This is a genomic window from Nocardia sp. SYP-A9097 (genome assembly GCF_009649815.1).
Classification (GTDB): Bacteria; Actinomycetota; Actinomycetes; order Mycobacteriales; family Mycobacteriaceae; genus Nocardia.
This window is the reverse complement of the sequence record NZ_WJIC01000004.1, coordinates 356,330-383,329: the sequence shown is the minus strand read 5'-3', so window position 1 is coordinate 383,329 and position 27,000 is coordinate 356,330. Positions and strand designations below refer to the sequence as shown.

Here is a 27,000-nt window from a genome sequence, read left to right as displayed (position 1 = left end):
ATGCCCGATTCCGCACTCGACCGCGCCGAGATTCTGCGGCGCGTGGCCGCTCGGGGAGCGATTCGCGTGATCGTGGCCGGGGGTGGAACGGGTGGGCACACCTACCCGGCCGTCTCGGCCGTGCGAGCACTGCGCGACCTCGTAGCCGAGGCCGGGGCCACCGCGGAGGTGCTGTGGGTTGGCGTACCGAACAGCTTGGAACAACGCGTATCCGGTGAAAACGACATTTCGTTCACGGGGATCAAAGCGGGAAAGCTTCGCCGCGATCGCAATCCGCTGAAGATGCTCAATGCGGCCAATGCCAAGGACGCGGCGCGCATACCGCTGAGCGTGCTCTCCGCACAGGGCGTCGTGCGGCGCTTCCGGCCGGACGCGGTGCTGTGCACCGGCGGGTACGTCTGCGCCCCCATCGGAATGGCGGCCGCGCTGCGGCGGCGACCACTGGTGATCCACGAACAGACCACTGGTATCGGCAAGGCGAACCAGCTGCTGGCCCGCGCCGCCGACCGGATCGCATTGAGCTCGGCCGCCTCGGTGGAACTGCTGCCCGCCAAGGTGCGCGCCCGAGCGGTGGTGACCGGCAACCCGATTCGCCCCGCACTCACCACCGGTGACGCGAAAGCCGCTGCGCCCGCACTGAATTGGACCGGCTACTCCCCCGAACTGCCGACCGTTTACATCACCGGCGGCGCCCAGGGCGCGGTCCAGATCAACGATCTCATCGCCGAACTACTCCCCGAACTCCTCACCGTCGCCAATGTGATCCACCAGTGCGGCAAACTCTCCTACGATCAGGTGCGCGAACGCGCGGCGACCCTCCCCGCCGATCTGCGCGACCGCTACCTGGTCCGCGACTTCCTCGGCCCCGAACTCCCCGATGTCCTCGCCCTCGCCGATGTGGTCGTATCCCGTTCCGGCGCAGGCACTCTCGCCGAGCTGACCACCCTCGGTAAGCCCTCCGTCCTCATCCCCTACCCCCACTCGGTGGGCGGCGAACAAATCCGCAACGCCCGCATGCTCGCCGATGCCAACGCCGCCCGAGCCCTCGTCGGCGCGGACGCCACGGCCCCCAACCTCCGCACCGCCCTGTTCTCCCTACTCAGCGACCCCGCCTCGCGCACAACGGTTTCCGACGCCGCCCGCGCCATGGGCCACCCCGACGCCGCCGAACAACTGGCATTGAACGTCCTGGACCTCGCCACCCGCTGAGGCTCGGTCAGCCGCCGATTACCGGGCAGGTGCCGGTGACGGTGGCGAGGCGGGTGCCGTCGGCGTCGCGATTGCCGGCTTCGGCGATGGCGACCGCCGGCGCACCATGCGCGGTTCCGATCCCGCGGCCGCGCACGCTGGTCGACTCCGGCGTCCTGGATATGCGCGACTATCGCGGCGCGCACACCCACCGGGAGTACCGGCTCACCGCCGCGAGCCGCGAACCAGCAGCCGGTACCGACAGCACTCATGCGGTGGGGCGACAAACACCTCGCCGATCCCGCCGGGCCACGCCTGGCAGTCGTGCACGCCGACCGCGGGCTCATCGCCACTCCGACCGGTCGTCAAGCGGAGTAGCGAAGTCGCGTTTCGCGCAAATGCGGCGGCGCACAATACCTTCCGGCACTGTTACGCCCGAGTGACGTTCACAACCGACCGATCGCCCCGAAAAACAGGTACTGTCGAAGAGGTCAGCAAGTTCTCGGCTATTCCAAGAGTTTGGAGATGCCATGCACGTCCAGGTCTTCGCCGACAAGCACATAGGCGGCAGCGCGGCACTCATCGAGCAGGCGCAGGACACCATCGAATCCATCCTCGACCGCTACGCGGACAATCTGACCCGCGTCGAAGCCCACATCACCGATGTGAACGGCCATAAAGGCGGCTTGGGAGACAAACAATGTAACCTCGAGGCCCGCCCCAAGGGCCAACCTCCGGTAGCAGTGCGCCATCGCGCCACCACCGTCGAAGAGGCTTACATCGGCGCCGCCGAAAGCATGGCCCACCTCCTGGACAGCCGCTTCGGCCGCCTGCACCACACCAAGGGCAGCGAAACCATCCGCCATATGGCAGCTCACTGAAATCCACTGTGTAACCGGGTGATTCGCATTGCGGATCACCCGGCGCCGCATTCAGGGCAGCAGGCCCAAGCGGCGGGCCCGGACCACGGCTTCGTGGCGGGTGTGGGCTCCCAGTTTGGTCATCGCGCTGCGCAGGTAGCTTTTCACCGTTTCGGCGCGGAGTGACAAGCGTTGCGCGGCTTCGGAATTCGTGCAGCCCAGGGCGATTTGGGAGAGTACGTCGAGTTCGCGAGGCGCGAGAGTGATCGGCTGGTCGGGGTCGACTACACCGGAGACCAGGCGGGCCAGACGGTCGGTGACGGAGCGTAATCTATTGCGGGCCAAGGTATCCGACACCGTCGGCGTGATGCCGCGCAGTTCCGCGTGCAGCTCTCGAAGTTCTTCGGTGATGATCGAGTCGGCGCTGGAGATCGCGGGCGTCGTATCGCGGGCCAGGGCCAGGCGTACGCGCTGGTCCACCTCATCGCGAATGGTGAGCTCCACACTCAGCCGCCGCCCGGCCTGCACCATGGCATCGGCGACCCGATCCCCGATCGGCCCGGACTCGCGATTGGCCACATACAGCACCGCGCGCGGCTGCCCGTCCACCACGACCGGCACCGCCACCACCGCACGCAATCCCTCGCCGAGCACCGGCCCGTCGTAATGATGGGTAATGGTCGAGGCCGATCGATAATCCGCCACCGAGCGCGGCTTACCGGTCGAGACCGCGCTACCACCCAATCCGGAACTGGGCGCGACCGCCAGCCCGCGCATACCGTTGGTCCTGGTACCGACGAACTCGGTCAGCACCAGGGTGCCCGCGTGCACCGTTCCGCCGAACACCACCGGCGCCTTGGACAGCGCCGCGATCCGCCGTAGCTCGGACCGCAGCGCATCGCCGTCGTCGGGGCGCAGCAGCCGGTCGGTGGGCGGAGTCATCTGTTACCCCCATTCGGGGCTAGTCGGGGCGGTGGTGTGACGTGGATCCTACCGAAGTGAGCATGAGCATGGACCGGCTCCGTCCGGTGAGCTATACCCAGGGCGCCTGGAGCACGCCGCTCCTGGGGGACACCATCGGCGCCAATCTGGATCGCACCGCGGCCAGGTTCGCCGATCGCGAGGCATTGATCGACTACACCACCGGCATCCGCTGGACCTACCGCGAGTTCCTGGCGGAGGTGGACGCGCTGGCCCTGGGTCTGCTCGCGGCCGGACTCGGCAAGGGTGACCGGGTGGGCATCTGGGCACCCAACTGCCCGCAGTGGACGCTGACCCAGTACGCCACCGCCAAGATCGGCGCGATCCTGGTGAACATCAATCCGGCCTATCGCACGCATGAGCTGCGATATGTGCTGGGGCAGGCCGGAATTCACACACTCATCGCCGCGCCGTCGTTCAAGACCTCGGATTACGCGGCCATGATCGCGCAGGCCCGACCGGAGTGCCCGGAGCTGGAACAGGTGGTGCTGCTGGACAGTCCGGAGTGGGAACGGCTCTTCGAGACCGGGCGCGCCGGCGATCCGGAGCAGCTCGCGCTGGCGCAGGCCGGACTGGCGGCGGACGATCCGATCAATATCCAATACACTTCGGGCACAACGGGTTTCCCCAAGGGAGCCACGCTCAGCCATCACAATATCCTGAACAACGGCTACTTCGTGGGCGAGCTCTGCGGGTACACCGAACAGGATCGCATTTGCATCCCCGTCCCGTTCTACCACTGCTTCGGCATGGTCATGGGGAATCTGGCCGCCACCAGTCACGGCGCGGCCATGATCATTCCCGGACCCGCGTTCGAACCCCGCACCACCCTGGAAGCCGTTGCGGCGGAACGCTGCACCTCGCTCTATGGGGTACCGACCATGTTCATCGCCGAGCTCGCCGATCCGGAGTTCGACACCTTCGACCTGTCCAGCCTGCGCACCGGCATCATGGCCGGATCGCCCTGTCCGGTCGAGGTGATGAAGCAGGTCATCGGCCGGATGGGCATGCGCGAGGTGAGCATCTGCTACGGCATGACCGAGACGTCCCCGGTCTCCACCCAGACCCGCGCGAACGACAGCCTGGCACAGCGCACCGCCACAGTCGGGCAGGCGGGCCCGCATATCGAGATCAAGATCGTCGACCCGGTGACGGGGCTGACCATGCCGCGCGGACTGCCCGGCGAGCTGTGCACGCGCGGCTACTCGGTCATGCTCGGCTACTGGAACGATCCCGAAAAGACCGCCGCCGCCATCGATTCCGCGCGCTGGATGCACACCGGCGACCTGGCCGTCATGGATGAGGACGGCTATGTCGCCATTACCGGCCGCATCAAGGACATGGTGATCCGGGGCGGCGAGAACATCTACCCGCGCGAGATCGAGGAGTTCCTCTACAGCCATCCCGACATCCTCGACGCCCAGGTGATCGGCGTCCCCGACACCAAGTACGGCGAGGAGTTGATGGCGTGGATTCGTATGCGCGAGAACACGACTCCGCTCACCGCGGAGGCCCTGCGCGAGTACTGCACCGGCCAGCTCGCGCACTACAAGATCCCCCGCTACGTGCACATCGTGGACGAGTTCCCGATGACCGTCACCGGCAAGATCCGCAAGATCGAGATGCGTGAGATGGCCGTGCGGCTACTCACCGGTTCCGAAGAGGAGAACGCATGACCACCGCCGCCCAGAGCGCCAATACCAAGGCGTACCGCGCGGCGCGGGACCTGTTGGTCACGCACGCCACCGATTACGACGCCGCGGTCGCGAACTTCGAATGGCCGCGCCTGACAGGCACATTCAACTGGGCCATCGACTGGTTCGATGTCATCGCGCGCGGTAACGACCGCCCGGCGCTGTGGATCGTCGAGGAAGGCGGCGCGGAGCAGCGCATCACCTTCGACGAGATGGCCACGCGCTCGGATCAGGTGGCGACCTGGCTGGCAAGTCTCGGTGTCGGCAAGGGCGATCGGGTCATGCTCATGCTCGGCAATCAGGCCGAGCTGTGGGAGGCCATGCTGGCCGTGGCCAAGCTCGGCGCGGTGATCATGCCGACCACCGCGGCACTGGGACCGGAGGACCTCACCGACCGGATCGTCAGGGGCGGTGCGGGTTTCGTCATCGCCAATGCCGGCGAGACCGGCAAGTTCGACGAGGTGCCCGGCGACTACATCCGAATCACGGTGGGCGACAAGGTCACCCCGGGCTGGCGCTCCTACGCCGAGGCCGCCATGACCATGTCGGCGGGCCCGTTCACCGCCGTCACCACGGTCGAGGATCCGCTGCTGGTGTACTTCACCTCCGGCACCACCAGTAAGCCGAAAATGGTGCAGCACTCCCAGATCAGTTATCCGGTAGGGCATCTCTCCACCATGTACTGGATCGGGGTACGCCCGGGCGATGTACATCTGGCCATCAGCGCGCCCGGCTGGGCCAAGCACGCGTGGAGCTGTTTCTTCACGCCGTGGCTGGCCGAGGCGACCGTATTCGTCTACAACTACACACGTTTCGACGCTGCGGCCCTGCTCGCCCAATTGCGGCGCGCGGACGTCAACACCTTCTGTGCCCCACCGACGGTGTGGCGCATGCTGATTCAGGCCGACCTCGGTGAGCGGCCGGCCGGTCTGCGCGAAATCCTCGGTGCCGGTGAGCCTCTCAACCCCGATGTGATCGCACAGGTGGAGAAGGCGTGGGGGCTGACGATTCGTGACGGCTTCGGACAGACCGAGACCACCCTGCAGGTGGGCAATACACCAGGCCAGCCGGTCAAGCCCGGATCCATGGGCCGACCGGCTCCGGGAGTGCCTGTCATACTCGTCGATCCCATCACCGGAGAACTCGCTGATGAGGGCGAACTCTGCCTTGACCTGGGATACACTCCCGTCAACCTGATGACCGGATACCTGGGCGATCCGGAACGCAATGCCGCTGTCATGGCGGGGGGCTTCTACCACTCCGGTGATGTCGCCTCACGCGACGACGACGGATACATCACCTATATCGGCCGCACCGACGACGTCTTCAAGTCCTCCGACTACAAGGTGTCGCCGTTCGAGCTGGAGAGCGTCCTCATCGAGCACCCAGCCGTGGTCGAGGCGGCGGTCGTCCCGCAACCGGATGACACCCGTCTCTCGGTCCCCAAGGCGTACGTTTCGCTGGCCGCCGGCTGGGAACCCGATCTCGAAACCGCCCGTGCCATCCTGGAATACGCCCGCGACCACCTCGCGCCCTATCTGCGAGTGCGCCGCGTGGAGTTCGCCGAACTACCGAAGACCATCTCCGGCAAGATCCGCCGCGTCGACCTGCGCCGCCGAGAAGAGCAGGCGCACGCCGCGGGCGAACAGATCCCCACCGAGTACCGATACGAGGAAGTTTTCACCGAACGGCAGCCGTAGTCCCTTACACCGCAGCTCATTCCGACGACCGATTGGAGCCTTGCGTGCCCCACAGTGTGGAGACCGCCACCGCGTACGTCATCGCCGCCCTGGAGGACAAGGGCACCGCGACGCGCGACGACTTCGACGTATCCGGCATCGTCAGTGCGACGCACCGCCTCGCCGAGACGTGGGATTTCCGTTCGGTGGATCGCGGGAGGTTCTGGAGTATCGTGGCGACCTTCCTGAAGTCATGAGCTGAAAGACATTTCGATCCGGGATCGCCCGGCGTACTCGTCGAGTGGGTCGGGCGATCCCGTTTCCCGGTTCGGGATCGAGCTGTTTTCGTATCGTCACGAACGATTCGGAGGGCAGCGCAATGATCAATTCGCATGCGCCGGAGGGGCGAAGCGGGAGGTTCGCGCGGGCGTACACTGGGATTCTGCCCTCCCGTGCGGCGCTGCTCTCGCCGAGCAACGCTGCCGCTCGGCAACCGTGGCAGCCACTCAATGGAGAGGGCGCGTGATGACGACGGTTCTCGGGCAGTTCGCTCACCTCACGCCCCTGCCGCCCGCGCTCCGGGCGTGCCCGACCACCGGCTGAAAACCCCAGTCGGGCAAGCGCATGCCGCCGTTCCAGGACCGCAATGACGCGGGCCGGCAGTTGGCCGGGCTGCTCGCGGCATTTCGCGGTCACGATGTGGTGGTGCTCGCCCCGCCGGGCGGCGGAGTGCGGGTCGCCGCCGAACTCGCCACCACCCTGCATATCGCGCTGGACGTAATCCTGGTGCGCCCCTTGACCGTTGCCCGCCGCCCGGACCTGGTGTACGGATTACTCGGCGAGGACGAGACGCTGCTCATCGATACCACCGCGGTGGCCGACGGCGCGCTCTGCGAATCCGAGCGTGCCGAGACCGAGCAGCGGCAATCGGAAATCCTGCGGCGCAGTGCGTTCAGCTATCGCGGCGATCGCAAACGGGTGGACCTGCGCGATCGTACGGTGGTCATCACCGATGACTGCCTGACCGATGCCACCGTGCTGCGGCACAGTTGCCGAATGGCGCGGGTGCACGGCGCGATTCGCATTGCCGTCGCGGTTCCGGTCGCGGCCCGGTCCGCGCTCGGCAACCTCTCCCCCTATGCCGACAAGATCGTCTGCCCGCACCCCACCGCGCAACCCCCGGATGCCGACCGCTGGTATCCACCCGGCGGACCGACCGCGAGCGCCGATATCGCCGCCCTGCTGGGCGGCAATCACTCCTGCGATTGGTCCAATGGCTTCGCCGGCCCGGACAGGCGCACCACCCCGGCATCGAGATCGAGTTCCATGCGCGGCCGGTGCTCCTGACCGTCGCTGTCCTCGCTGCCCTCGTCGGCCAGCTTCTTACCCGGGAACAATTCGCCGATGACACCCACGGCCTCCACGATAGCCCGCACCGTGATGCGGGCTCCGGATCAGTCTTCGCGGTGTAGCGCCCGCATGAGCTGATCCTCGGTGATCGGCGGCACCGGCAGTGGATGGGCCGCGGTGGCGCGCAGGCCGTCGAAGACGAAAGCGAGATGCCTGCGCCAGGCATCGGGGGCCAAAGTGCCGGTGGCTTCGACGATTCGGGTGTGCGCCCAGGTGATGAAGGCGATGTCCTCCAGCACCCAGTCCGAGCGCAGCGCTCCGGCTTGCTGTGCGCGCGTGATGATTTCGCGCATCTTGGCGTGACCGTCGTCGCGGGCGCGGGCGATCGCGGCGCTGGGGGCGGCGCGGACGGCGAGTTCATTGAGCAGGCGATCGGCCGCCTGGAGTTCGCAGACCTGCTCCACCAGATAGGTGAACGCCTGCCACGGATCCTCGATCAGCAAGGCGCGCTCGGCAATTCGGCCGCCGGCTTCGATGCGGTCCTCCACCGCGGCGGCAATGAGGTCGTCGCGAGTGGGGAAACGGTTGTAGAGGGTGCCGATGGCGACGCCCGCGCGGGCGGCGACCTCCTTGAGCGGTGCGTCCAGGCCGCGTTCGGCGAAGACCTCACGGGCCGCGGTCACCAGCGCATCGCGATTGCGGCGTGCGTCGAGGCGGAGCGGCTTGTTCGAGGACATGCGCCGATCCTACAAATCCGGGACCCGAAATATGTTGAGCGTGGGTTCAACTTACGCTAACGTCGTCCGAGTAACTTGAACCTATACTCAACTTAGCGAGGATGAACATGAGCAAAACCATCGCGATCTTCGGATTCGGACCCGGACTCGGTATGGGAACCGCGCGGCGATTCGGGCGGGAGGGGTTCCGGGTGGCGGTCGTCGGCCGCAAACCGGAGAAGGCGGAGCAGCACGTGGCGGATCTGAAAGCGGACGGCGTCGAGGCCGTCGCGTTTCCGGCCGATGTCACCGACGCGGGCCAGTTGGATGCTTGCGTCGCCGCGATCCGCGAGACGCTCGGCGAGATCGATGTGGCCATGCACGGTGCGGCCGGGGAGATGACCGATCGCATTCCGAGCACCCTCGACATGGATGTGCCGGGACTGCGCGTGCCCATGGCGCTCAAACTGCACTCGCCCATCCTCATGACCCGCGCGCTGGTCCCCGCCATGATCGCGCGTGGCGACGGCGCGTTGCTGTTCTCCTCCGGCTCCTCACCGCACGTGACCCACCCGTACCTGTCGAATTTCGGAGTGGCACTTGCGGCTCAGCGCGGATACATCCATCAGATAGCGGCCGAACTACAGGGCACCGGGGTCTACGCGGGCGTACTGAATATCGGCGTCCTCATCGGCAACAGCCGGGCCGAGGAGATCGTGAACACCCGGCCGGAGTTGGTGCCGGCCGGTATCGAAATCGCCCGCATGACCAATGACGAACTCGGCGAACACTATTGGCGCATGTACACCGAACGCGACAGCATCGAGGTCGAAGTCGGGTTCTGAGCCGTCGCGAGCGGCATTCGGCCCGCGTTGCCGACTGGATGAAGACCATCTCAGTCACACAGACGAATTCGGGCCCGGCGAATTACGCCGGGTCCGAACCGTTTTCCGATGCCGAGGGTCAGACTGCGACCGCGACCCGCTCCACCGATGCGGAATCCGTTGCGGCACTTGGCCGCCGCAAGACGGTGCAGCTGATGAGCAACGCGACGGCCAGCACTCCGGTCGCGACCGTGAAGGCGAGACGGTAACCATCGGTCAGAGCCGCGGCCTCCGTGGCCCCGGCGGTGAGCCGGTCACCGGTACGGGAAGCGGCCAGAGTGGAGAGCACCGCGATACCGAACGCCATACCCACCTGCTGGGTGGTGTTGAACAAACCGGAGGCGAGACCGGCGTCGTCGGCGCGGGCGGCGGACATACCCAGATTGGTCAGCGCGGGCAGCACCAGGCCACCACCGGCGATCAGCACCATCATGGGGAGCAGATCGGGGATGTAGGCGGCGTGCACCGGAAGCCTTGTCAGCCAGGCCATTCCGGCCAGCAGCAGCATCAGACCGGTGATCAGTACGGCGCGCTCACCGAAGCGGGTGATCAGCCGGGCCGAGACGAACAGGGACACTCCGCCGATGGCGACGGCGGCGGGCAGCATGGCCAGGCCGGTCTGCAATGCGCTGTAGCCGAGCACCTTCTGCATGTACAGGGCGACGATGATCTGGAAGGCGAACATGGCCGAGAGAGTCAGCATCTGCACGACATTCGCGCCGGAGACATTGCGGGAGCGGAAGATTCGCAGCGGCAGCAGTGGAGTCGCGGCGGTCGCCTGGCGAATTACGAAGGCGGCCAGCAGGATCAGCGAGAGGGCGCCCAGGCCGAGGGTGTGCGCCGACAGCCAGCTGTACTCCTCGATCTTCACCACGGTGTAGATGCCCAGCATGAGGCCCGCGGTCACCAAAAGCGCCCCGAGCGCATCGGCCCCGGCGGCCAGGCCCAGACCGCGATCCGAAGGCAACGCCTTGACGGCCAGGGCGACCGTCACCACGCCGATCGGCACATTGATGAGGAAGATCCAGTGCCAGTTCAGCGCATCGGTGAGCACCCCACCCAGCACCTGGCCGATGGATGCCCCCGCCGCACCGGTGAAGCTGAAAATGCCGATGGCCCTTGCCCGTTCGGCCTTCTCGGTGAACATGGTGACCAGGATGCCGAGCACCACCGCCGAGGCGATCGCACTGCCCACACCCTGCAGGAAGCGAGCGGCGACCAGTACGGCCGGGGTGGTCGCGGCGCCGGCCAGCAGGGAGGCGGCGGTGAAGACGATATTGCCGGTCAGGAACATCTTCTTGCGGCCGATCAGGTCGCCGAACCGCCCGGCCAGCAACAGCAGGCCGCCGAAGGCGATCAGATAAGCGTTGACGGTCCAGCTCAATCCGGCGGGCGTGAAGCCGAGGTCCCGCTGAATCGCGGGCATGGCGACCGTCACGATGCTGCCATCGAGGATGGTCATCAGCGTCGCGGCGGAAAGCACCGCGAGGGCAAGATTTTTGGACGCTGTCATGATCTTCTCCTGTTCGAACCGACAAGAGAGACCGTACTAGATAGTTCCGTTGCAGACAATCTCTAACGGACTAATCCTTCGAGAGCCGCCGATCACTGCCGGGCACGGCGCGCCGAAGAAGCCTCCGCCGTCGCCGAAAGATGGCCTTCCACCAGGTGATTCAGCGCCTTCAGCAGCGCGTCGCGCTCGCCCTTGGGCAATGACTCCAGGGCATCGCGATGCACGCCGTCCACGATCTTCTGACTGCGGGCAGCCAGCTTGGCACCCGCCGGAGTGACCGCGATAATGCGCGCACGCCGATCGGTACTCGACGGCCGGCGCTCCGCCAGCCCCGCCTTCTCCAGGGCGTCGACGGTCACCACCATCGTGGTCTTGTCCATATCCCCGAGCTCGGCGAGCTGCACCTGGGTGCGCTCCTGCTCCAGCGCATGCACGAGCACGCAGTGCATACGAGCCGTCAGCCCGATCTCCGCGAGCGCCGCGGACATCTGCGTCCGCAGCACATGGCTGGTGCGATCCAGCAGGAACGACAGGTCACGTTCGGTACGCACGGGCGCGAGAGCGGTCATACCGCACATCATAGTTTTGTTGCGGATAATCTGCATCCATCCGCATTCGGCGGGCTACGGCAGGGTCGCGGCCAGCTCCGGGGCATCGGCCCGGCGCAGGCGACGACTGATCAGCCAGCCGAACGCCGCGGCGAACGGGGACATGAACACCGCGTACAAGGCCGCCGGAACAGCGATTTCGGTGCTGTCCAGAATGCTGATCGCAATGGTGATGGCAATCGCACTGTTATGGATACCGATCTCCATCGAACAGGCCACGGCCTGCCGATCGGCGACACCGAGGACACGGGGAACCCAATAGCCGACCGTCAGACTGATGGCGCACAGCAGCGCGGCCGCCGCGGCGATACCCGGCAGATCACCGCTCAGGCCCGACCGATCCGAGGCCACCGCACCCAGCACCACGAACACCAGAATCAGCGCGGACGCGATCCGCACCGGCTTATCCATCCGGTCGGCGAACGCGGGCCGCAGCGCGCGCACCGTCATACCGATCGCCACCGGAATCAATACCATCGCGAATACCTGCACGGCCTTACCGAACTGCACCCCCAGCGAACCCGGCCCGTCATCGGGGCCGAAGTGTGCGATCGCCGCATTGGTGATCACCGGAACCGTCACCACCGAAATGATCGAATTGACCGCCGTCAGTGACACATTGAGCGCGACGTCGCCACCGAAGAGATGACTGAACAGATTGGCCGTCGCCCCACCCGGCGCGGCCGCCAACAGCATCAGCCCGATCGCGGCGAGCGGAGCCAGCTGGAACAAATTCACCAATCCGAATGCCACCAGCGGCAAAACCAGCATCTGACACGCCAGTGCGATGAGCACCACCTTCGGCTGCCGCGCCACCCGGGTGAAGTCCGCCGGAGTAAGCGCAAGCCCCAACCCGAACATGATCACACCGAGCGCGATCGGCAGAGCCACCGCGACGAACCCAGAATTCATGCGCCCCTACATCTTTCACCGCGCCGATCATCGGGTCCGAACGGCTACCGCCTCCGACCCTAGCGCCGCGACGAGAGTATTTCGGCCACAACGCCACCGCCTGCCGGTCCCCGATCTTCTTACGCGGTAACGGATCGGGGATGCTCGGCGGCACGCTTTCGTGCATCCACCCTGGCGATCATGCGGTGGCCGAGGTTGTGGCACGGCTTCTCGATCAGGCGATAGGTCACCGCCGCGGTCACCACCGCACCGATCACCCATGAGAAAAAGGTAAGCCAGAGTGCGGGAATGCCTGCGACAGAGGTGGTCCAACGGGGCAAGCCGTCGAGCACGAGGGCATGAACCACGTAGAGCGAGTAGCTGATTCGACCCAGGAACAGCAGCGGGCGCGGGAAGGAACGGCGGCGCAGCAACAACGCCCCCGCGAACACCAGGTAGGCGGGAATGATGGTGCTGGGCTGCTTCACCCAGGTGACCCAGACTCCCGACGTCGCGTCCAGGACGGGTTCGACGAAGGTACAGATCCCGAAGATCACACATATGGCGAACCCGAACACCGCCCAGCCGCGCCACGCGGCGACCTCGCCCGACGTGATCCGATAGAGCACCGTGCCGACGAACATGGTCGCGAAATAACCGAAGGTCAATACCGACGGCCCGGGCTGGTTGAGAACCAATGGGACGGTAATGAATGCGATCAGGATCGCGGCGAGGGCCAAGCGCCGGTCCGCTGCCAAGTACACGAACACCGCCGCGACCACGACCGTCACGACCGCGACAATCGAACGCGTGCCGACGTTTGCCGCGCCGCCGGTGATCAGCGCGGCCGGCAGTAACGCCCCCGGAGCGATCAGACCGACCGCGAGAACCGCCAGCGGTACCGATCGACGGTTCAGCCCGGCGATCAACAGCAGCGACAGCAACAGATAGAACGTCAGCTCGTAGGAGAGCGACCAGGAGGCACCGATTATCTGAATGTCCCAGCTGCCGATGAAGAACTGCATCATGGTGAGGTTCGCCATGAAGCTGCGCACGGGGTCGGCCAGAAAACCGCCCGGCAACATGTACCGGTGTATCGAGTGCAGAATCACCGCCCCGACCAGGCAGGCCCAGAACAACGGGAACAGCCGGAAGAACCGGCCCACCCAGAACGCGCCCAGCGACCGCCCGCGCTCCAGCGATGCGGGGATGATGAAACCACTGACGAGGAAAAAGACGAAGACCCCGAACTCTCCGAGCCCGAAGTGCGCCTGCGAGAACCGGAAATACGCCGGCCAGAGCCGCTCCGACGAATGTTGAACCACGACCGCCAAGGCCGCCAAGCCTCGAAGCGCATCGAGAAATTCGAACCGGCCGCCCCGCCCGCCTACCACTCGTTCAACCGGCGTAACCGGAGCCGCCACAGGATCTTCTACGGTCATGACAGAACGCCGCTGGGAAACTCGAACATATTCATCAAACAAACCTCGAACGACGCGCAACTGAGACCAAGAGCATGCAGTCAAGCACACGGACCCCGGTCGTCGCAGTTCGAGGTGCGACCGAACAGCGCGAAGTTCCTCCGGTGCAGCGCTTTTGGAATTTCATCACCGGCGGTGGGTGATCGATTGTGGGCCCCGCGGCGATGCGCCGGGTCACCGCAATGCTGTGGAGCGTGTCGTCCATCGAGGACGCGGAAGGATATGAAACGCAAAAGGCCGGATCCGAAATTGCTTCGGATCCGGCCCTTTGTCGAAGTGGAGCTAAGGGGATTCGAACCCCTGACCCCCTCACTGCCAGTGAGGTGCGCTACCAGCTGCGCCATAGCCCCGTATTCAGTTTTGCTCACGGGGCGTGCCCCGCTTGCCTGAACGAAGTTACACGACGCGTATCGGACAAACCAAATCGCCTGCGTAAAGAGTGGCGGAGGCGATCTTCCGGGGGTAGTATCGAACACATGTTCGATAGCGGAGAGGCGGAGGCGATGGGCGATGCGGAGCTGATCGATGCACTGCGACGAGCACATGGGGCAGCGGCATTCGCGCAGGCGGCGGAGATCACGGCCATTCGGGAGGTGTATCGCCGGCATCGCGCCGGGAATGCCGAACCCGGGCCGGGTGGGGTTCGCGCGGGCGAGTTCGCCGCGGCAGAGGTCGCGGTCGCGGTGCACACCTCCGAGACGGTGGCCGCGGCCCTCATCGATATCGGGCTCGCACTCGACTCACTACCGCAGACCAGAAAGGCATTCGCGGCGGGGCGGATAGACCTCTCCCGGGTGCAGGTGATCGCCGAGGCCATGCGCGGACTCTCACGTGAGATACGAGAAGCCTTGGAGCCCAAGCTCATCGACGCCGCCACCCGCACCGATCCGGGCCGGCTGCGGCAGACCGCGCGACGCTGGATCATTCGCCTCGACACCGACGGGGAACAACGCCGCCGCGAGGAACGCGAGACCGACCGCGATGTGCGCATCCGCGCCGTGGCCGACGGCATGGCCGTCTTCGACGGCCTACTCCCCGCCGCCGGCGCGCAAACCCTGGCGATGCGGCTACGCGAAATGAGCCTGCAGGTCTGCGAAGACGACCCGCGCACCATGCCGCAACGCCGCGCCGACGCCCTGGTCGCCCTGGCCGACGGCACCGGCCGCCTCCGCTGCGGCTGCACCCGGGGCAAATACTGCCCCCAGGCAGGAGCCCCCGCCGCGCCCCGCCGCCCCCTCATCCAGGTGGGCATGTCCGCCGAAACCCTCCTCGGCCTCCGCGACGACCCGGCCTTCCTGTCCGGCTACGGCCCCGTCGACGCCGCCCTGGCCCGCACCCTCGCCGAACACGCCCGCTTCCAGGTCATCCCCGAATACTTCGCCCCCGCCGAGGAACCCGCCCCCACGGACCCGGCCACACCTACCCGATCCGCGGCGGAGGAACGATCCCGAGCTGCCCATCCCGCAGGCTCGAAACGCGATCCCGCACCGAAACCCATTGCTCCCCAGCCATTCCCGGAAGAACCCGACCGGCCCGCCCCGCCGACCGCCCGCCGCGGGCCGATCGCTCCCCGGGCACCCTGGGAACGCGTCCCGGGCGTCCCCGGAGGCCAGGCCCACCCGTCGGAACCCGAGCCGCTCCACATAGTCGGGCAGCAGCCGAGCCCCGCCGAACCCGAGGTATTGCGACCTGCCGTGTCGAAGGCGGATCAGGCAATGCCGGCGGAGTCGGAAACGATTGCACAGCAGAAGGATTCGACTGTGCCGGCAGCACTTCGAGCGGCCGCGCACCTGGCGGAGGCAACAACCCCCGACGCCCTGCGAGCCGCGGCACGGCGGGCGGAGGCGACAACTCCCGAAGTATCGCGGATGCAGGCACGGCGGGCGGCGGGCACCGGAGCACCGGGGGCGCATCCGGCGGGCTCCAAGCTTTCCCCCGCATCCGCCAAACCCGATGTGCCACACCTGTTCTCATCGGCACCACCACGCGAAATTCGAGCCTTCGACGCACTATGCCGCTTCCCCGGCTGCACCATGCCCGCCGCCGAAACCTTGGTGGCACAATTCGATCCGCTGCGATCGCGGCGCGCCCCGCAGAACAGTGCGGCCCCCCGAGCAGTCCTGTGCTCACGCCATCACCGTCTCAAAACCCTCGCCGACAGCGGCAAACAACCCTGGCGCGTCTACCTCGCCGACACCGACCGCATGCGCTGGATCGACCCCACCGGTGAATCACACGAAACCATCCGAGAAGGCGCGCGCTACCTCTTCCCCGATACCGACATAGACGCCCCCACCCGCGCAACACCGCACCTACTCCGAGCCCCCGAAGAGCCACTGAATCCCCCACTCCCCCCGCGCCCCTTCACCGCGGACATCGCCTACCCGGTGGACACCCACGTCCTACTCCACCCCCAACTAGCCCGCACCACCCCCGAAAACGACATCCCCACCATCCCTTCCCGCCCCGCACCCCGGTGAACCCCTCGCGTCCCAGCCCTGCCCGCCCCTGACCACGGAACCGTACTGCCAGTTCGGTTCCCTGCCCGGGGCGCGGCTCTCCTGGTGGCTCGATGGGCCGCGCCCCACCAATTCCCCCCACCCCCACAACCAAGGAGCCGCGGCTGGCGCGCGACTCCCGCCCGGGGTGCGGCCGACCCGGTGTCCCCCGACAGGCCGCACCCCACCTAAACCTGTTGGGCAGCAACCGAAATGGTGCCGAATGCCAGAAGGACAAGAGATACAAGAACAAAAGACTCAAAGACAAAAGACGCCAGGACAAGAAGAGCAAAGAACAAGACCAAAAGAAACAAGACGAGAAAAAACAGGACAAAAACCCCACCACGACCTGGACGTGCGATCACCGGGAACCCACCGTGGCCACCCACGGCGTGTCGCCCCGGTCAGTTCCCGGTGATCAATCGTCCAACCCCGCGAGGGTCTGGTTTGGCGTCTTTAGTCTTTGGTCTTTTGGCTCGAGAAAGTAACCACGGCCAATCTTCCCGTCGAGAACGGGACGATCCGGGCGTAGTCCGGTAGCTCGAGTCGGGTACGGCAGGCGACGTGCCCAGCGATGCCTGCTTTGCCACGGAAATCGCATGCGCAAAATGCAACCGTCGCCGCATTGGGCGGCCCCGAACCGCGATCCGTTCCCAGGGCATACCCGTGATGCCCCAACCGATGTGCCGAGTGTGCACTCTGGGTGGTGTTTTGTCTTTTTCCCCGCCACAGCTGCACACTCGCTCGCCATACCTGCACACTCGGCGAGCACCCTGCCGACCGGTAGGTGAATCCCGGCGCGCCACTGCCGGTTTCGTCCGCTTCCGAGGCAGTGGGGGTTACTTGGCGGCGGACAGGACCCAGTCTTCTTTGTTGACGTCGATTTTGTGGCCGTCGAGGAAGACGGAGGGGGTGGCTACTCGGTCTCCGGACGCGGAGGTGAGCGCCTTCATGGCGGATTCGGCGTGATTGCGGGCCGAGTCGAGGCGGTCGCCGGTGGTGATGCATTTCAGGGCGTCGGCGGAGGCGCCGGACTCCTTGGCGATGGCGGCCAAGTCCTGGTTGTTGTGGTCGGAGCCGCCTTCGGAGGGCTGCTTGGTGGTGAAGAGCAGGGTGTGGAATTTGGCGTAGGCGGGGCCGTCACCGGCCTGGGCTACGCATTCGTTGGCTGCTACCGCGCGGGTGGAGTAGTCCTTGGAGCCGGACTTGGAGTCCAGGAAATTGACGAGGCGGTAGCGGACCGAGAGTTTGCCCTCGTCGACCTGCTGGGGGATCTCCTGGCCGTAGAGCTTCTCCAGCTGGCCGCAGGCCGGGCAGAGCGGATCTTCGTAGATGTCAATGGTTTTGGTGACATCGGGCTTGCCCAGGACGATTGCGCCGTCGGAATCCATGGCGACCGAGACCGCCGGATTGTGGGCGGAGCCGTAGCCGTCATTGCGGATCGAATCGCTGCCGCCCGTATTCCATTGGGAGAAGGCAAAGATGATCAACGCGACCACCACCACGGCCACCGCGCCGAGGGCGTAGGTGGTTTTGCTCGATACCGGCCGCGGCGTGTGTTTCGAAGACGGTGCGCTCACCCGGAACACTCTGCACCACACCCTGCACGGGCGGCCAGGCGACCCTGCCCGGGAGTCTCAAATGGGCCGAGAAGATACCGGCCCCGACCCGGGCGGCGCCGGTTATGCCCCCGTCGGCACCGCAGTCTCCGTGCGGCGCAAGGTTTCCGGAACCACCAGCCACACCGCCGACGCGGACGCCAGGATCACGCCGGTCACACCCAGCGCCACTCCGTAGGAGACCTGATCGGCGAGCATGCCGATCAGGTACGGCCCCAGGAAGGTGCCGAGGTCCGCGGACATCTGATAGCCCGCGAGCACCGGCCCGCCCCGTACCCCCGGTCCGACGATATCGGCGACCGCGGCCTGCAGGGCGGGCGAGAACATTCCGGAGCCGATGCCCGCGATACACGACGCGACCAACAGCCACGGGAAGGTCGAGGCCAGTCCCAGCCCGGTGGTGCCGACCGCGCAGATCAGGGTTCCGGCGATCAGGAACGGCTTGCGCCCCAGGCGATCCGACCAGCGTCCGGAGAGGAACAGCACCGCCGCATTACCGGCCGCGAAGACCGTCAGCGCGACACCGGCCAGACCGGCGTCCTTCTTCAACACCTCGACCACGATCAATGGCACCAGCGCCATGCGTACCCCGAAAACGGCGGCACCATTACCGAAGTTCGCCCACAGCGCCGCGCGATACGCGGGCCGCGCCAGTCCCTCCCGAAATGTCATGACCGCCGTGCCATTTGCGGCCTCCGGCACCGCGAGGGGTGAATCCCGCAGCGCCACATACACGATCGAACTCGCGATGAGCAGTGCGATGCAGTAGATGATGAACGGCGCGCGCAACCCCAGGAACGACAGCGCCCCACCGACGAGCGGCCCGCTGATCGATCCGATCAGGAAGCTGGTCGAGTACACTCCGGACACCCGCCCGCGCTCCAGCGGCGGCGAAATCCGAATCACCAGCGCCAGCGACGACACCGTGAACATGGTCGATCCGATACCGCCGAGCGACCGCAGAACCAGCAGCTGCCAATAACTCTGGGCGAACGCGCACGCACCCGTGGAGATGGCGACGATGATCAGCCCGGTCAGATAGACCGGCCGCTCCCCCAGCTTCTGCACCAGCCGCCCGCCGAGCGGCGCGAAGACCAGGCGCATCAGCGCGAACGCACTGACGATGAACGAGGCCGCCGCCACGCCCACCCCGAAACTCCGGGCGAACTGTGGCAAAGCGGGTGCGACCAAACCGAATCCGATGGCAATGGTGAACGCGGCCCCCACCAGCACCCAGATCTCCACTGGCAGAGCCTTGAGCCGCGGGGAGGAGGAGGCGTTATTCACCGGATAGAGCCTGCCCCACCATCTCTTCCGCGGCCGCCTGCACCAGTGCCAGGTGCTCGGGGCCTTGGAACGATTCCGCGTAGATCTTGTACTTGTCCTCGGTGCCGGACGGCCGGGCGGCGAACCAGGCGTTCTCGGTGGTGACCTTCACCCCACCCAGCGCCGCGCCATTACCCCGGGCACGAGTCTGGATACCCGTGATCGGTTCCCCGGCGATCTCTTTCGCGGTGATCATGTCCGGCGTCAACGCCGCCAGCTTGGCTTTCTGTTCCACGGTGGCATTGGCGTCGACCCGGTTGTAAGCCGGACTGCCGTAGCGCTTCTCGAGTTCGGTGTATCGGGTGGACGGACTCTGCCCGGTGACGGCGGTGATCTCCGCGGCCAGCAGAGCGAGCAGGATGCCGTCCTTGTCGGTGGTCCAGACGGTGCCGTCCATGCGCAGGAAGGACGCGCCCGCGCTCTCCTCGCCGCCGAAAGCCAGACTGCCGCTGAACAATCCGGGCACGAACCATTTGAACCCGACCGGAACCTCGTACACATCGCGGCCCAGTACACCGACCACGCGGTCGATCATGGACGATGTCACGACCGTCTTGCCGATCTTGGTGAGTGCGTCCCAGCCCATCCGATTCGCGATCAGATATTCGATCGACACCGCCAGGAAATGATTCGGATTCATCAGGCCCGCATCGGGAGTCACAATGCCGTGCCGGTCGGCATCGGCGTCATTACCCGTGGAAATGTCGTAATCGTCGCGAATCGCGACCAGCGAGGCCATGGCGTAGCGCGAGGACGGATCCATCCGGATCTTGCCGTCGCTGTCGAGTGTCATGAAGCGCCAGGTCGGATCGACGAACGGATTCACCACCTCGAGTTCGAGGTCGTACCGCTGCCCGATCTCCTCCCAGTAGTCGACACTCGCACCGCCCATCGGGTCCGCGCCCAGCCGAATCCCCGCGCCCCGAATGGCATCCAGGTTCAGCGCATTGGGTAGGTCGCCGATATACCGGTCGAGATAGTCATAGCGTTCGACCTTGGTGGCAATCGCATGCGAGAGCGAGGTGCGCCGGACATCGGCGAGCCCACCGCGCAGCAGCTCATTGGCGCGCGCGGCAATCGCATCGGTGGCAACGGTATCGGCCGGACCGCCGTGTGGCGGATTGTATTTGAACCCGCCGTCCCGCGGCGGATTATGCGAGGGCGTCACCACAATGCCATCGGCCTGATGCCGGGTACCCCCGCGATTGTGCCGCAGCACCGCATGGCTCAAAGCCGGTGTGGGCGTATATCTGTCACGCGAATCGATAATGGCGGTGACGTCATTGGCGGCGAGCACCTCGAGCGCGGTGGTCCAGGCGGGCTCGGACAGCGCGTGCGTATCGCGGGCCAGATACACCGGTCCGGTGATGCCGCGGGTGGCCCGATACTCCACGATGGCCTGGGTGATGGCGAGGATGTGCGACTCGTTGAACGCGTTGTCCAGACTCGACCCGCGATGCCCGGAGGTACCGAAGGACACCAGCTGCGCCGGATCCGCCGGATCAGGAATCCGGCTGTAGTAGGCCGTCACCAAGTGCGCGATGTCCTCGAGGTCCGTGGCGCGCGCCGGTCGCCCGGCACGGTCGTGCGCCATGCTCGCACCTCCCTTCCGTATCGCCTGTGCCCGGCTGGTCATCAGGATCACGGGGACACCGTCACGACGTTCGCCATCGCATAGCTGTCAGCGCCCTCCTCAGTCCATCGAACCGCTGTCCGGCCGAACCTACTGAATGTGGCCGGCACGAATGTGCCCAGTGGAACGACACTAGCGAATCGATGTACCGCCGCGCGATCCAACGGTTGCCGGCCCGATCGCACCTCACTCATCGCTGCCCCCAAATCGTCGCCTTGCCGCCACTTCGCTCCCCCGAGTTCGCAGGGCGCGGAAGATGTCCGGCCCGATTCGAGCAAGTCTACGAACTTTCGCCGCTCGGCGGTGCGAGCCACCACCCTCCTCTCCAGTTTGCTAAACCATTGCCCTCCGGCGTGTTGCTGATCCTTAACTTGACCCGGGAACTGCGAGGATAGTGCGGCTTGCCCGGCGTTGTCCCATCGGCCTCGAGGAGAGCCAAGTTGGCGGTGCGGCAGTTGATCAGAAGCATGCTGGTCCGGAGCTGCGGCATCGCCGCGGTGGCGATCGCCGTAATGGCGAGCGCACCGGCGGCCCATGCCGGGGCGGTGTACCCGATTCCCGAAGGTGACGGGTTCTACTACGCCCCAGGAAATCTCGGCGACTCCGCACCCGGAGACGTGCTGCGCTCTCGTCTGGTCCCCTCCCCGTGGCCCGGTGCGACGGTGTGGCAGTTGCTGTTCCACTCCACGAATTCGCAGGGTGGTCTCATTGCCGCCATGACGACGCTGATCCTGCCCGGCGGCCCAGGTCCGCGGCCGCTGGTCTCCTATCAGCCTTTCGTGAATTCCCTTGGTATGCAATGTGCTCCGTCGCACGCACTGTTCGACGGCGGACTCGAGGAGTCCGCGGCGCTGAACCTGCTGCTGGCCCGCGGCTGGGCGATCGCGGTCCCCGACCATCTGGGCCCGACCAGTGCGTATGGTGCGGCCCGGCTGGGCGGCCAGATCACCCTCGACGGCGTCCGCGCGGTGGAACGCTTCGCCCCTGCGGGACTGGGGAATTCGCCGGTCGGACTGGTCGGATACTTCGGCGGCGCGATGGCCACCGGATTCGCCGGAGCGCTGGCCGCCGAGTACGCGCCCGAGCTGAATATCGTCGGCGTCGCAGAGGGCGGCGTCCCGGTGAATCCGGGCAAGATCGCCATCCAGGTCGGCAATGTGCCGCATCCACTGTTCGGGCTCGGCTTCGCGGTCGCCATCGGCATGGAACGCGAATACCCCGGCGAACTCCCGCTCGACAACGCCTTGACCCCCGCGGGCTTCGCGCTGCGCGACCGGATGGCGAATTCCTGTGTGGACGACATCATTTCGGCCGGATCCGGCCATACCATCGGCGAGGTTTTCCACCCGGGCATGGAGAACGATCCGGCGCTCATCAATACCTTCCACGCCAACGCCCTGGAGATCTTCCCCGGCGTCCCCCATGCCCCGATGTACGAGTGGCACGGCGCCAATGATCAGGTGCCCCTGGATCTCGCACTCGCAACAGCGGGTCGCTACTGCGCCGCCAGCACCCCGGTCCTGTTCGACATCATTCCCGGCACGGATCACGCCACGGCAATCCTGCCCGGCGCCATCAACGCCTACGGCTATCTCGCCGACCGTTTCGCCGGTCTCCCCGCACCGTCCAACTGCCGCTAGGGATTTCGTCCTCGACACATCGAAAAGCAGCCCCGCTCACAACGTTGTGAGCGGGGCTGCTTTTCGATTCGCGACTGCGAATCTCAGTGCGCCAGAACGGGTTCACCCTCCGACGGCACCGGGACATTGTTCGGCATGATGATGCCGGTGACCACCGCGCCGACCACGAAGATCGCGGCGGCCCACCAGAAGGTGGTGGTGTAGCTCTGCACCGCGGCCTCAGCCAGCACCGCCGGTGACGGCGCGGCACCCGAAACATGGTCGGTGACATAGTCTCCGAACGCGGTGGCGGCGAGCGTGCTCAGCAGCGCGGTGCCGATCGAGCCACCGACCTGCTGGCTCGTGTTCACCATGGCCGAGGCCACGCCGGCATCATCGTGGTGCACGCCGGAGGTCGCGCCGATGAAGGCGGTCGACATGGCGGTACCGAGGCCGAGACCCATCAGGATGAGGCTGGGCAGGATGTGGCTGGCGTACGCGGTGTCCACACCGATCCGGGTCAGCAGCGCCATACCCAGTGCGGCGACCAGGAATCCGCTCACGACCGTCACCTTCGGACCGACCTTGGGTACCAGCAGCGCCGGCACCGTGGTCGAGGAGGCGACCATGCCCGCCACCATCGGCAGGAAGGCCACACCGGTGATGATCGGCGAGTACCCCAGCGACTGCTGCATGTAGTAGGTCAGGAACAGGAACATGGCGAACATGCCGATACCGATGGCGAAGACCGTCATATAGGACGCGCCACGAGTGCGATCCAGGATGACGCGCAGCGGCAGCAGCGGATGCTCGACCCGCTGTTCCAGCGCCACGAACACACCCAGCAGCAGCACGCCGCCAATGAGGAAGCCCAGGGTCGCCGAGTTGGTCCAGCCGTCGGATTCGGCCTTGGAGAAGCCGTAGACGATGGCGAAGAGCGCGGCCGTCACGGTCAGCGTGCCGGGCAGGTCCAGCTTGGGCCGCACAGTCGCGGTGTGCTTGGCCAGCAACATGATCGCGCCGACCAAGGCGATGGCAGCGAAGACCAGGTTCACGTACATGACCCAGCGCCACGAGGCCCATTCGGTGAGCGCGCCACCGAGCAGCAGGCCGAGCGCGCCGCCCGCGCCGGCGATGGCACCGAAGATGCCGAACGCCTTGGCACGTTCCTTGGGTTCGGTGAAGGTCACGGTGAGCAGTGACAGTGCGGCGGGTGCCAGTAGTGCGCCGAAGACGCCCTGGGCCACGCGAGCGCCGACCAGTACCTCGAAGCTGGGCGCGGCACCGCCGGCGGCCGAGGCGGCCGCGAAGCCGATCAGGCCGATGATGAAAGTGGTGCGGCGGCCGAACAGGTCGGAGAGTCGTCCGCCGAGCAGCAGTAGGCTGCCGAAGGCGAGGGCGTATCCGGTGACCACCCATTGCCGGTCACCATTGGAGAAGCCGAGGTCGAGCTGGGCTTCGGGCAGTGCGATATTCACGACGGTCGCATCGAGTACGACCATCAGCTGGGCCACGCCGAGTACGGCGAGCACCCACCAGCGCATGGCATGTGAGCCGCGGCGACCGTCTGCGGTCGTCGGCGCGGCTACTGCCTTCTCTTTCTCGAGAGCTGTCGTCATGGTGGTTTTCCTCGTCCCCTAGGATTACCGGAGAAGCCATCTCCGTTTACTGAGTCAAGCTACCATCTAAACGGAGCTATCCCCTCCGGATAATCCCGGACCCTGTTAGGATTGGGCTGTGAATCACGTCACCACCGCGCCCCCACCGCGTCGCCTCCGGGCAGATGCGGCGCGTAATCAGCAGCGCATTATTGCCGCCGCGCGCGAACTCTTCGCCGATCGTGGCCTCGAGGTCACCCTCGACGATGTGGCCGAACGCGCCGGCGTCGGCGTCGGAACCGTCTATCGCCGGTTCGCGAACAAGCAGGAGCTCATTCTCGAGGTCTTCGACGCCATGGTCACCGAACTGGCCGCGGCGGTCGAGCTCGCGCTGCACCATCCGGATCCCTGGCAGGGCCTGGTGGAGTTGTTCGATTACTCCTGCCGGCACATGGCGCTCAACCGTGGTTTCGGTGAGGTCGTACTGGAGATGCACGACAGTATGGACCGTTTCACCTGTATGAAGGAGCGGGTGCGCCCGGGTATGCAGGCCGTCATTCGCCGCGCCAAGGAATCCGGTGCGCTGCAGCCCGATATCGAGGCGGGCGACTTCTTCGCCATGGTGAATATGGTCGACGCGGTCGCGGGCTTCGCGCGGCCGGTGAATACCGAAGTGTGGCAACGGTATATGACGCTTTTGCTCAATGGCGTGCGCGGTGACGGCGTTCCGCGGATGATCTCGGCCCTGCCTCCGCTCACCGATGACGAGGTGGAACGGGCCAAGGAAGCCATGTGCATGGGACGCAAACGGTAGCGCGTCTCACACTCTCGGTTTAAAGTTGGTCGCATGACCAACTCTTGGGCGAACTGGGCCGGGGATCAGAGCTGCACTCCGGCGGTTATCGCCGACCCGAACACGCCCGAGGAACTCGCCGCAGTGCTGGCCCGCGCCGAGATCGCCGGGCAGACGGTGCGCGTCGCCGGATCGGGACACTCCTTCACTGAGACCGTGCTCACCGACGGCGCACTGGTGCGCCTGAACAAGCTCGACAAGATCCTCTCGGTGGATCGCGCGCAGGGCCTGGTGCGCGCAGAGGCGGGCATTACCCTCAATGCCGCCAGCACTGCGCTGCACCCGCTCGGTTTGGCCTTCCCGAACCTCGGCGATATCGACGTGCAGTCCATCGCGGGCGCGACCGCCACCGGCACCCACGGCACCGGGGCCAAACTGCAGAACCTCTCGGCCGCACTGCAATCGGTGGAGCTCATGCTCGCCGACGGCAGCCGGGTCGAGCTCAATGAACAGACCGATCCGGATGGCTGGCGCGCCGCGCGGGTGAATGTGGGCGCGCTCGGCGTGGTCACCGCGGTCACCCTGCAGATGGTGCCGTCATTCGTGCTCGAAGGCGTCGAGCGGCCCGTGCCGGTCGAGGACGTGCTCGCCGATCTGGATACCTATGTCGACGGCAACGAGCACTTCGAGTTCTACATGTTCGCGCACTCGCCGCTGGCCATGACCAAGGCCAATAACACCGTCGACCTGCCCGAGCAGCCGCGCGGTAGGGCCATGGACTGGTTCTCCGACATCCTGGTCACCAACTACACCTTCGACGCGCTGTGCAAACTCACCCGCGCGTGGCCCAGCCTGATTCCGTATGTGCAGCGCGCCGCCGCCTACGCGGGCAGCTACCGGCGACAGGTGGAGCGCTCGTACAGGGTGTTCGCCAGCCCGCGCCTGTTCCGCTTCACCGAGATGGAGTACGCGATTCCGCGCGCGCACTCCATCGACGCGATTCGCGAAATCAAGGATGTGGCAAAGCATTTCAATACGTCCATGCCGATCGAGGTGCGCTGGGTCGCGCCCGATGACGCGTTCCTGTCCCCCGCCGGTGGCCGCGAGACCTGCTATATCGCCGTGCACCAGTACACGGGCATGGATTACGAGCCGTACTTCCGCGCCTGTGAACGGGTGTTCGATCGCTACAACGGCCGCCCGCACTGGGGTAAGCGGCATTTCCAGACCGCCGAGACGCTGAGCGAGCGCTACCCGGACTGGGATAAGTTCGCCGAGGTGCGTAAGCGCCTGGACCCGCAGGGGCGATTCACCAATGCCTATATCGAGCGGGTGCTGGGTCCGATCGGCTGAAATAGCACTATGATCGGTTGCTGAAAGATCGCTGCTTTTTGCAGAGCTGCTCGTCGGACTGTCCTGGATGCGCGCCCGGCCCCGGGCGCGACCATACGCGAGGAGGTTTCGATGTCTTCTTTCGACGACAACGTCAATGACGCGACCGACAAGGCCAAGGACGCCGCACAGGATGCCACAGGTAAGGCCGAGGACGCCGCCAAGGACGCGGCCGACAAGGCCGAGGGCATGGCGGAACATCTGGAAGACCGCCTCAAGCACGCGACCGAGGACGTCAAGGAGAAGGTCGGCGGATTCGTCGACAAAATGAAGGAACGACTCGGCGGCGGCGCGAAGTAGGGCAGCCGAATATGCCGACGAATGACGATATCGGCGACAACGCCGAGAAACTGGCCGACGATAAAGGCGGCAGCGCCGGGGAACTCGCCGACAAGGCCCAGGCGGCCGCCGGACAACTCGCCGAACGCGCGAGCGGCGCGGCCGCCGAGCTCGCGGACCGAGCCAGTAGTGCCGCCGCCGACCTCGCCGATATGGCGAAGGCATTCGCCGACAAGCTCAATACCGATGATATGCAGGGCACCCTCGAACAGGTGCGTGCCAATCTAGAACATGCCGCCCAGGATGTGATGGCCGCGGTCAACGAGATCGTCGAGGCCGTGAAGAACAAGGTCGGAAAGTAGTACCCGCAACCCCGATACCGAGCCGTCCCGCTCGGT

Annotated in this window: 24 protein-coding genes and 1 tRNA gene; 13 read left to right on the top strand and 12 right to left on the bottom strand. The window is 66.1% G+C overall.

Annotated elements, in window-relative coordinates:
- Positions 1-1,209: a glycosyltransferase gene (locus tag GFY24_RS11890; protein WP_153805045.1), complete on the top strand. Its 1,209-nt coding sequence runs from the start codon at positions 1-3 to the stop codon at positions 1,207-1,209.
- Positions 1,210-1,216: 7 nt separating this feature from the next.
- On the opposite strand, the gene GFY24_RS42915 is transcribed toward GFY24_RS11890, so the two are convergent.
- Positions 1,217-1,345, bottom strand: a complete 129-nt coding sequence (locus GFY24_RS42915) for a hypothetical protein (protein ID WP_255458632.1) — start codon at positions 1,343-1,345, stop codon at positions 1,217-1,219.
- Between the two features lie 373 nt (positions 1,346-1,718).
- Between GFY24_RS42915 and GFY24_RS11885 the strand changes: the two genes are divergently transcribed.
- Positions 1,719-2,069, top strand: a complete 351-nt coding sequence (locus GFY24_RS11885; protein WP_153805044.1) for a ribosomal subunit interface protein — start codon at positions 1,719-1,721, stop codon at positions 2,067-2,069.
- A gap of 51 nt (positions 2,070-2,120) precedes the next feature.
- On the opposite strand, the gene GFY24_RS11880 is transcribed toward GFY24_RS11885, so the two are convergent.
- Positions 2,121-2,990 (bottom strand): LuxR C-terminal-related transcriptional regulator, encoded by an 870-nt coding sequence (locus GFY24_RS11880; RefSeq protein WP_153805043.1) that lies wholly within the window; start codon positions 2,988-2,990, stop codon positions 2,121-2,123.
- A 62-nt stretch (positions 2,991-3,052) separates the two neighbouring features.
- Here GFY24_RS11880 and GFY24_RS11875 point away from each other — a divergent pair, with 62 nt between their 5' ends.
- The 4 genes from GFY24_RS11875 (at position 3,053) to GFY24_RS11860 (ending at position 7,749) form a co-directional block, all read left to right on the top strand.
- Positions 3,053-4,705, top strand: coding sequence for an AMP-binding protein (locus GFY24_RS11875; RefSeq protein WP_153805042.1), 1,653 nt, complete (start codon positions 3,053-3,055; stop codon positions 4,703-4,705).
- The gene (locus GFY24_RS11870; protein WP_153805041.1) at positions 4,702-6,423 is read left to right on the top strand and encodes an AMP-binding protein; all 1,722 of its coding nucleotides are present in this window, start codon (positions 4,702-4,704) and stop codon (positions 6,421-6,423) included. Before GFY24_RS11875 ends, GFY24_RS11870 begins: the two co-directional genes overlap by 4 nt.
- A gap of 44 nt (positions 6,424-6,467) precedes the next feature.
- Positions 6,468-6,659, top strand: a complete 192-nt coding sequence (locus GFY24_RS11865) for a hypothetical protein (protein ID WP_228566251.1) — start codon at positions 6,468-6,470, stop codon at positions 6,657-6,659.
- 367 nt (positions 6,660-7,026) lie between these two features.
- On the top strand, positions 7,027-7,749 hold the full coding sequence (locus GFY24_RS11860; RefSeq protein ID WP_153805039.1) for a phosphoribosyltransferase: 723 nt from the start codon (positions 7,027-7,029) through the stop codon (positions 7,747-7,749).
- Between the two features lie 107 nt (positions 7,750-7,856).
- Here the strand turns inward: GFY24_RS11860 and GFY24_RS11855 are convergent, their stop codons facing one another.
- Entirely contained in the window at positions 7,857-8,489 is a 633-nt protein-coding gene (locus GFY24_RS11855; RefSeq protein ID WP_153805038.1) for a TetR/AcrR family transcriptional regulator, read from the bottom strand.
- A 107-nt stretch (positions 8,490-8,596) separates the two neighbouring features.
- On the opposite strand from GFY24_RS11855, the gene GFY24_RS11850 reads away from it, so the two are divergent.
- Entirely contained in the window at positions 8,597-9,313 is a 717-nt protein-coding gene (locus GFY24_RS11850; protein ID WP_194852829.1) for an SDR family oxidoreductase, read from the top strand.
- 118 nt (positions 9,314-9,431) lie between these two features.
- On the opposite strand, the gene GFY24_RS11845 is transcribed toward GFY24_RS11850, so the two are convergent.
- The 5 genes from GFY24_RS11845 to GFY24_RS11825 form a co-directional block, all read right to left on the bottom strand.
- Entirely contained in the window at positions 9,432-10,865 is a 1,434-nt protein-coding gene (locus GFY24_RS11845) for an MFS transporter (protein WP_153805036.1), read from the bottom strand.
- Between the two features lie 92 nt (positions 10,866-10,957).
- A complete protein-coding gene (locus GFY24_RS11840; protein ID WP_153805035.1) occupies positions 10,958-11,434 on the bottom strand; it encodes a MarR family winged helix-turn-helix transcriptional regulator in 477 nt (158 codons plus the stop codon).
- A 54-nt stretch (positions 11,435-11,488) separates the two neighbouring features.
- Positions 11,489-12,385, bottom strand: a complete 897-nt coding sequence (locus GFY24_RS11835) for a bile acid:sodium symporter family protein (RefSeq protein ID WP_153805034.1) — start codon at positions 12,383-12,385, stop codon at positions 11,489-11,491.
- Between the two features lie 119 nt (positions 12,386-12,504).
- A complete protein-coding gene (locus tag GFY24_RS11830) occupies positions 12,505-13,866 on the bottom strand; it encodes an acyltransferase (protein WP_153805033.1) in 1,362 nt (453 codons plus the stop codon).
- 256 nt (positions 13,867-14,122) lie between these two features.
- A tRNA-Ala gene (locus GFY24_RS11825) sits at positions 14,123-14,195 on the bottom strand.
- Positions 14,196-14,321: 126 nt separating this feature from the next.
- Between GFY24_RS11825 and GFY24_RS11820 the strand changes: the two genes are divergently transcribed.
- Positions 14,322-16,325 carry a DUF222 domain-containing protein gene (locus GFY24_RS11820; protein ID WP_153805032.1) on the top strand — a complete coding sequence of 668 codons (2,004 nt, stop codon included), beginning with the start codon at positions 14,322-14,324 and terminating at the stop codon, positions 16,323-16,325.
- Positions 16,326-17,182: 857 nt separating this feature from the next.
- On the opposite strand, the gene GFY24_RS11815 is transcribed toward GFY24_RS11820, so the two are convergent.
- The 3 genes from GFY24_RS11815 to pgm form a co-directional block, all read right to left on the bottom strand.
- On the bottom strand, positions 17,183-17,923 hold the full coding sequence (locus GFY24_RS11815) for a thioredoxin domain-containing protein (RefSeq protein ID WP_309230747.1): 741 nt from the start codon (positions 17,921-17,923) through the stop codon (positions 17,183-17,185).
- A 102-nt stretch (positions 17,924-18,025) separates the two neighbouring features.
- A complete protein-coding gene (locus tag GFY24_RS11810) occupies positions 18,026-19,249 on the bottom strand; it encodes an MFS transporter (RefSeq protein ID WP_309230746.1) in 1,224 nt (407 codons plus the stop codon).
- Complete coding sequence (gene pgm / locus GFY24_RS11805; RefSeq protein WP_153805031.1) at positions 19,242-20,882, bottom strand: phosphoglucomutase (alpha-D-glucose-1,6-bisphosphate-dependent); 1,641 nt, start codon at positions 20,880-20,882, stop codon at positions 19,242-19,244. Before pgm ends, GFY24_RS11810 begins: the two co-directional genes overlap by 8 nt.
- Before the next feature lie 497 nt (positions 20,883-21,379).
- Here pgm and GFY24_RS11800 point away from each other — a divergent pair, with 497 nt between their 5' ends.
- Positions 21,380-22,561: a lipase family protein gene (locus GFY24_RS11800; RefSeq protein ID WP_375336034.1), complete on the top strand. Its 1,182-nt coding sequence runs from the start codon at positions 21,380-21,382 to the stop codon at positions 22,559-22,561.
- Positions 22,562-22,644: 83 nt separating this feature from the next.
- Here the strand turns inward: GFY24_RS11800 and GFY24_RS11795 are convergent, their stop codons facing one another.
- The gene (locus GFY24_RS11795; RefSeq protein ID WP_153805030.1) at positions 22,645-24,159 is read right to left on the bottom strand and encodes an MFS transporter; all 1,515 of its coding nucleotides are present in this window, start codon (positions 24,157-24,159) and stop codon (positions 22,645-22,647) included.
- Positions 24,160-24,277: 118 nt separating this feature from the next.
- Here GFY24_RS11795 and GFY24_RS11790 point away from each other — a divergent pair, with 118 nt between their 5' ends.
- From GFY24_RS11790 to GFY24_RS11775, 4 genes are all read left to right on the top strand, one after another.
- The gene (locus tag GFY24_RS11790; RefSeq protein WP_309230745.1) at positions 24,278-24,952 is read left to right on the top strand and encodes a helix-turn-helix domain-containing protein; all 675 of its coding nucleotides are present in this window, start codon (positions 24,278-24,280) and stop codon (positions 24,950-24,952) included.
- A 33-nt stretch (positions 24,953-24,985) separates the two neighbouring features.
- Positions 24,986-26,284, top strand: coding sequence for a D-arabinono-1,4-lactone oxidase (locus GFY24_RS11785; RefSeq protein WP_153805029.1), 1,299 nt, complete (start codon positions 24,986-24,988; stop codon positions 26,282-26,284).
- Positions 26,285-26,395: 111 nt separating this feature from the next.
- Positions 26,396-26,623, top strand: a complete 228-nt coding sequence (locus tag GFY24_RS11780) for a CsbD family protein (protein WP_153805028.1) — start codon at positions 26,396-26,398, stop codon at positions 26,621-26,623.
- 11 nt (positions 26,624-26,634) lie between these two features.
- A complete protein-coding gene (locus GFY24_RS11775) occupies positions 26,635-26,964 on the top strand; it encodes a hypothetical protein (protein WP_153805027.1) in 330 nt (109 codons plus the stop codon).
- The last annotated feature ends 36 nt before the right edge of the window (positions 26,965-27,000 follow it).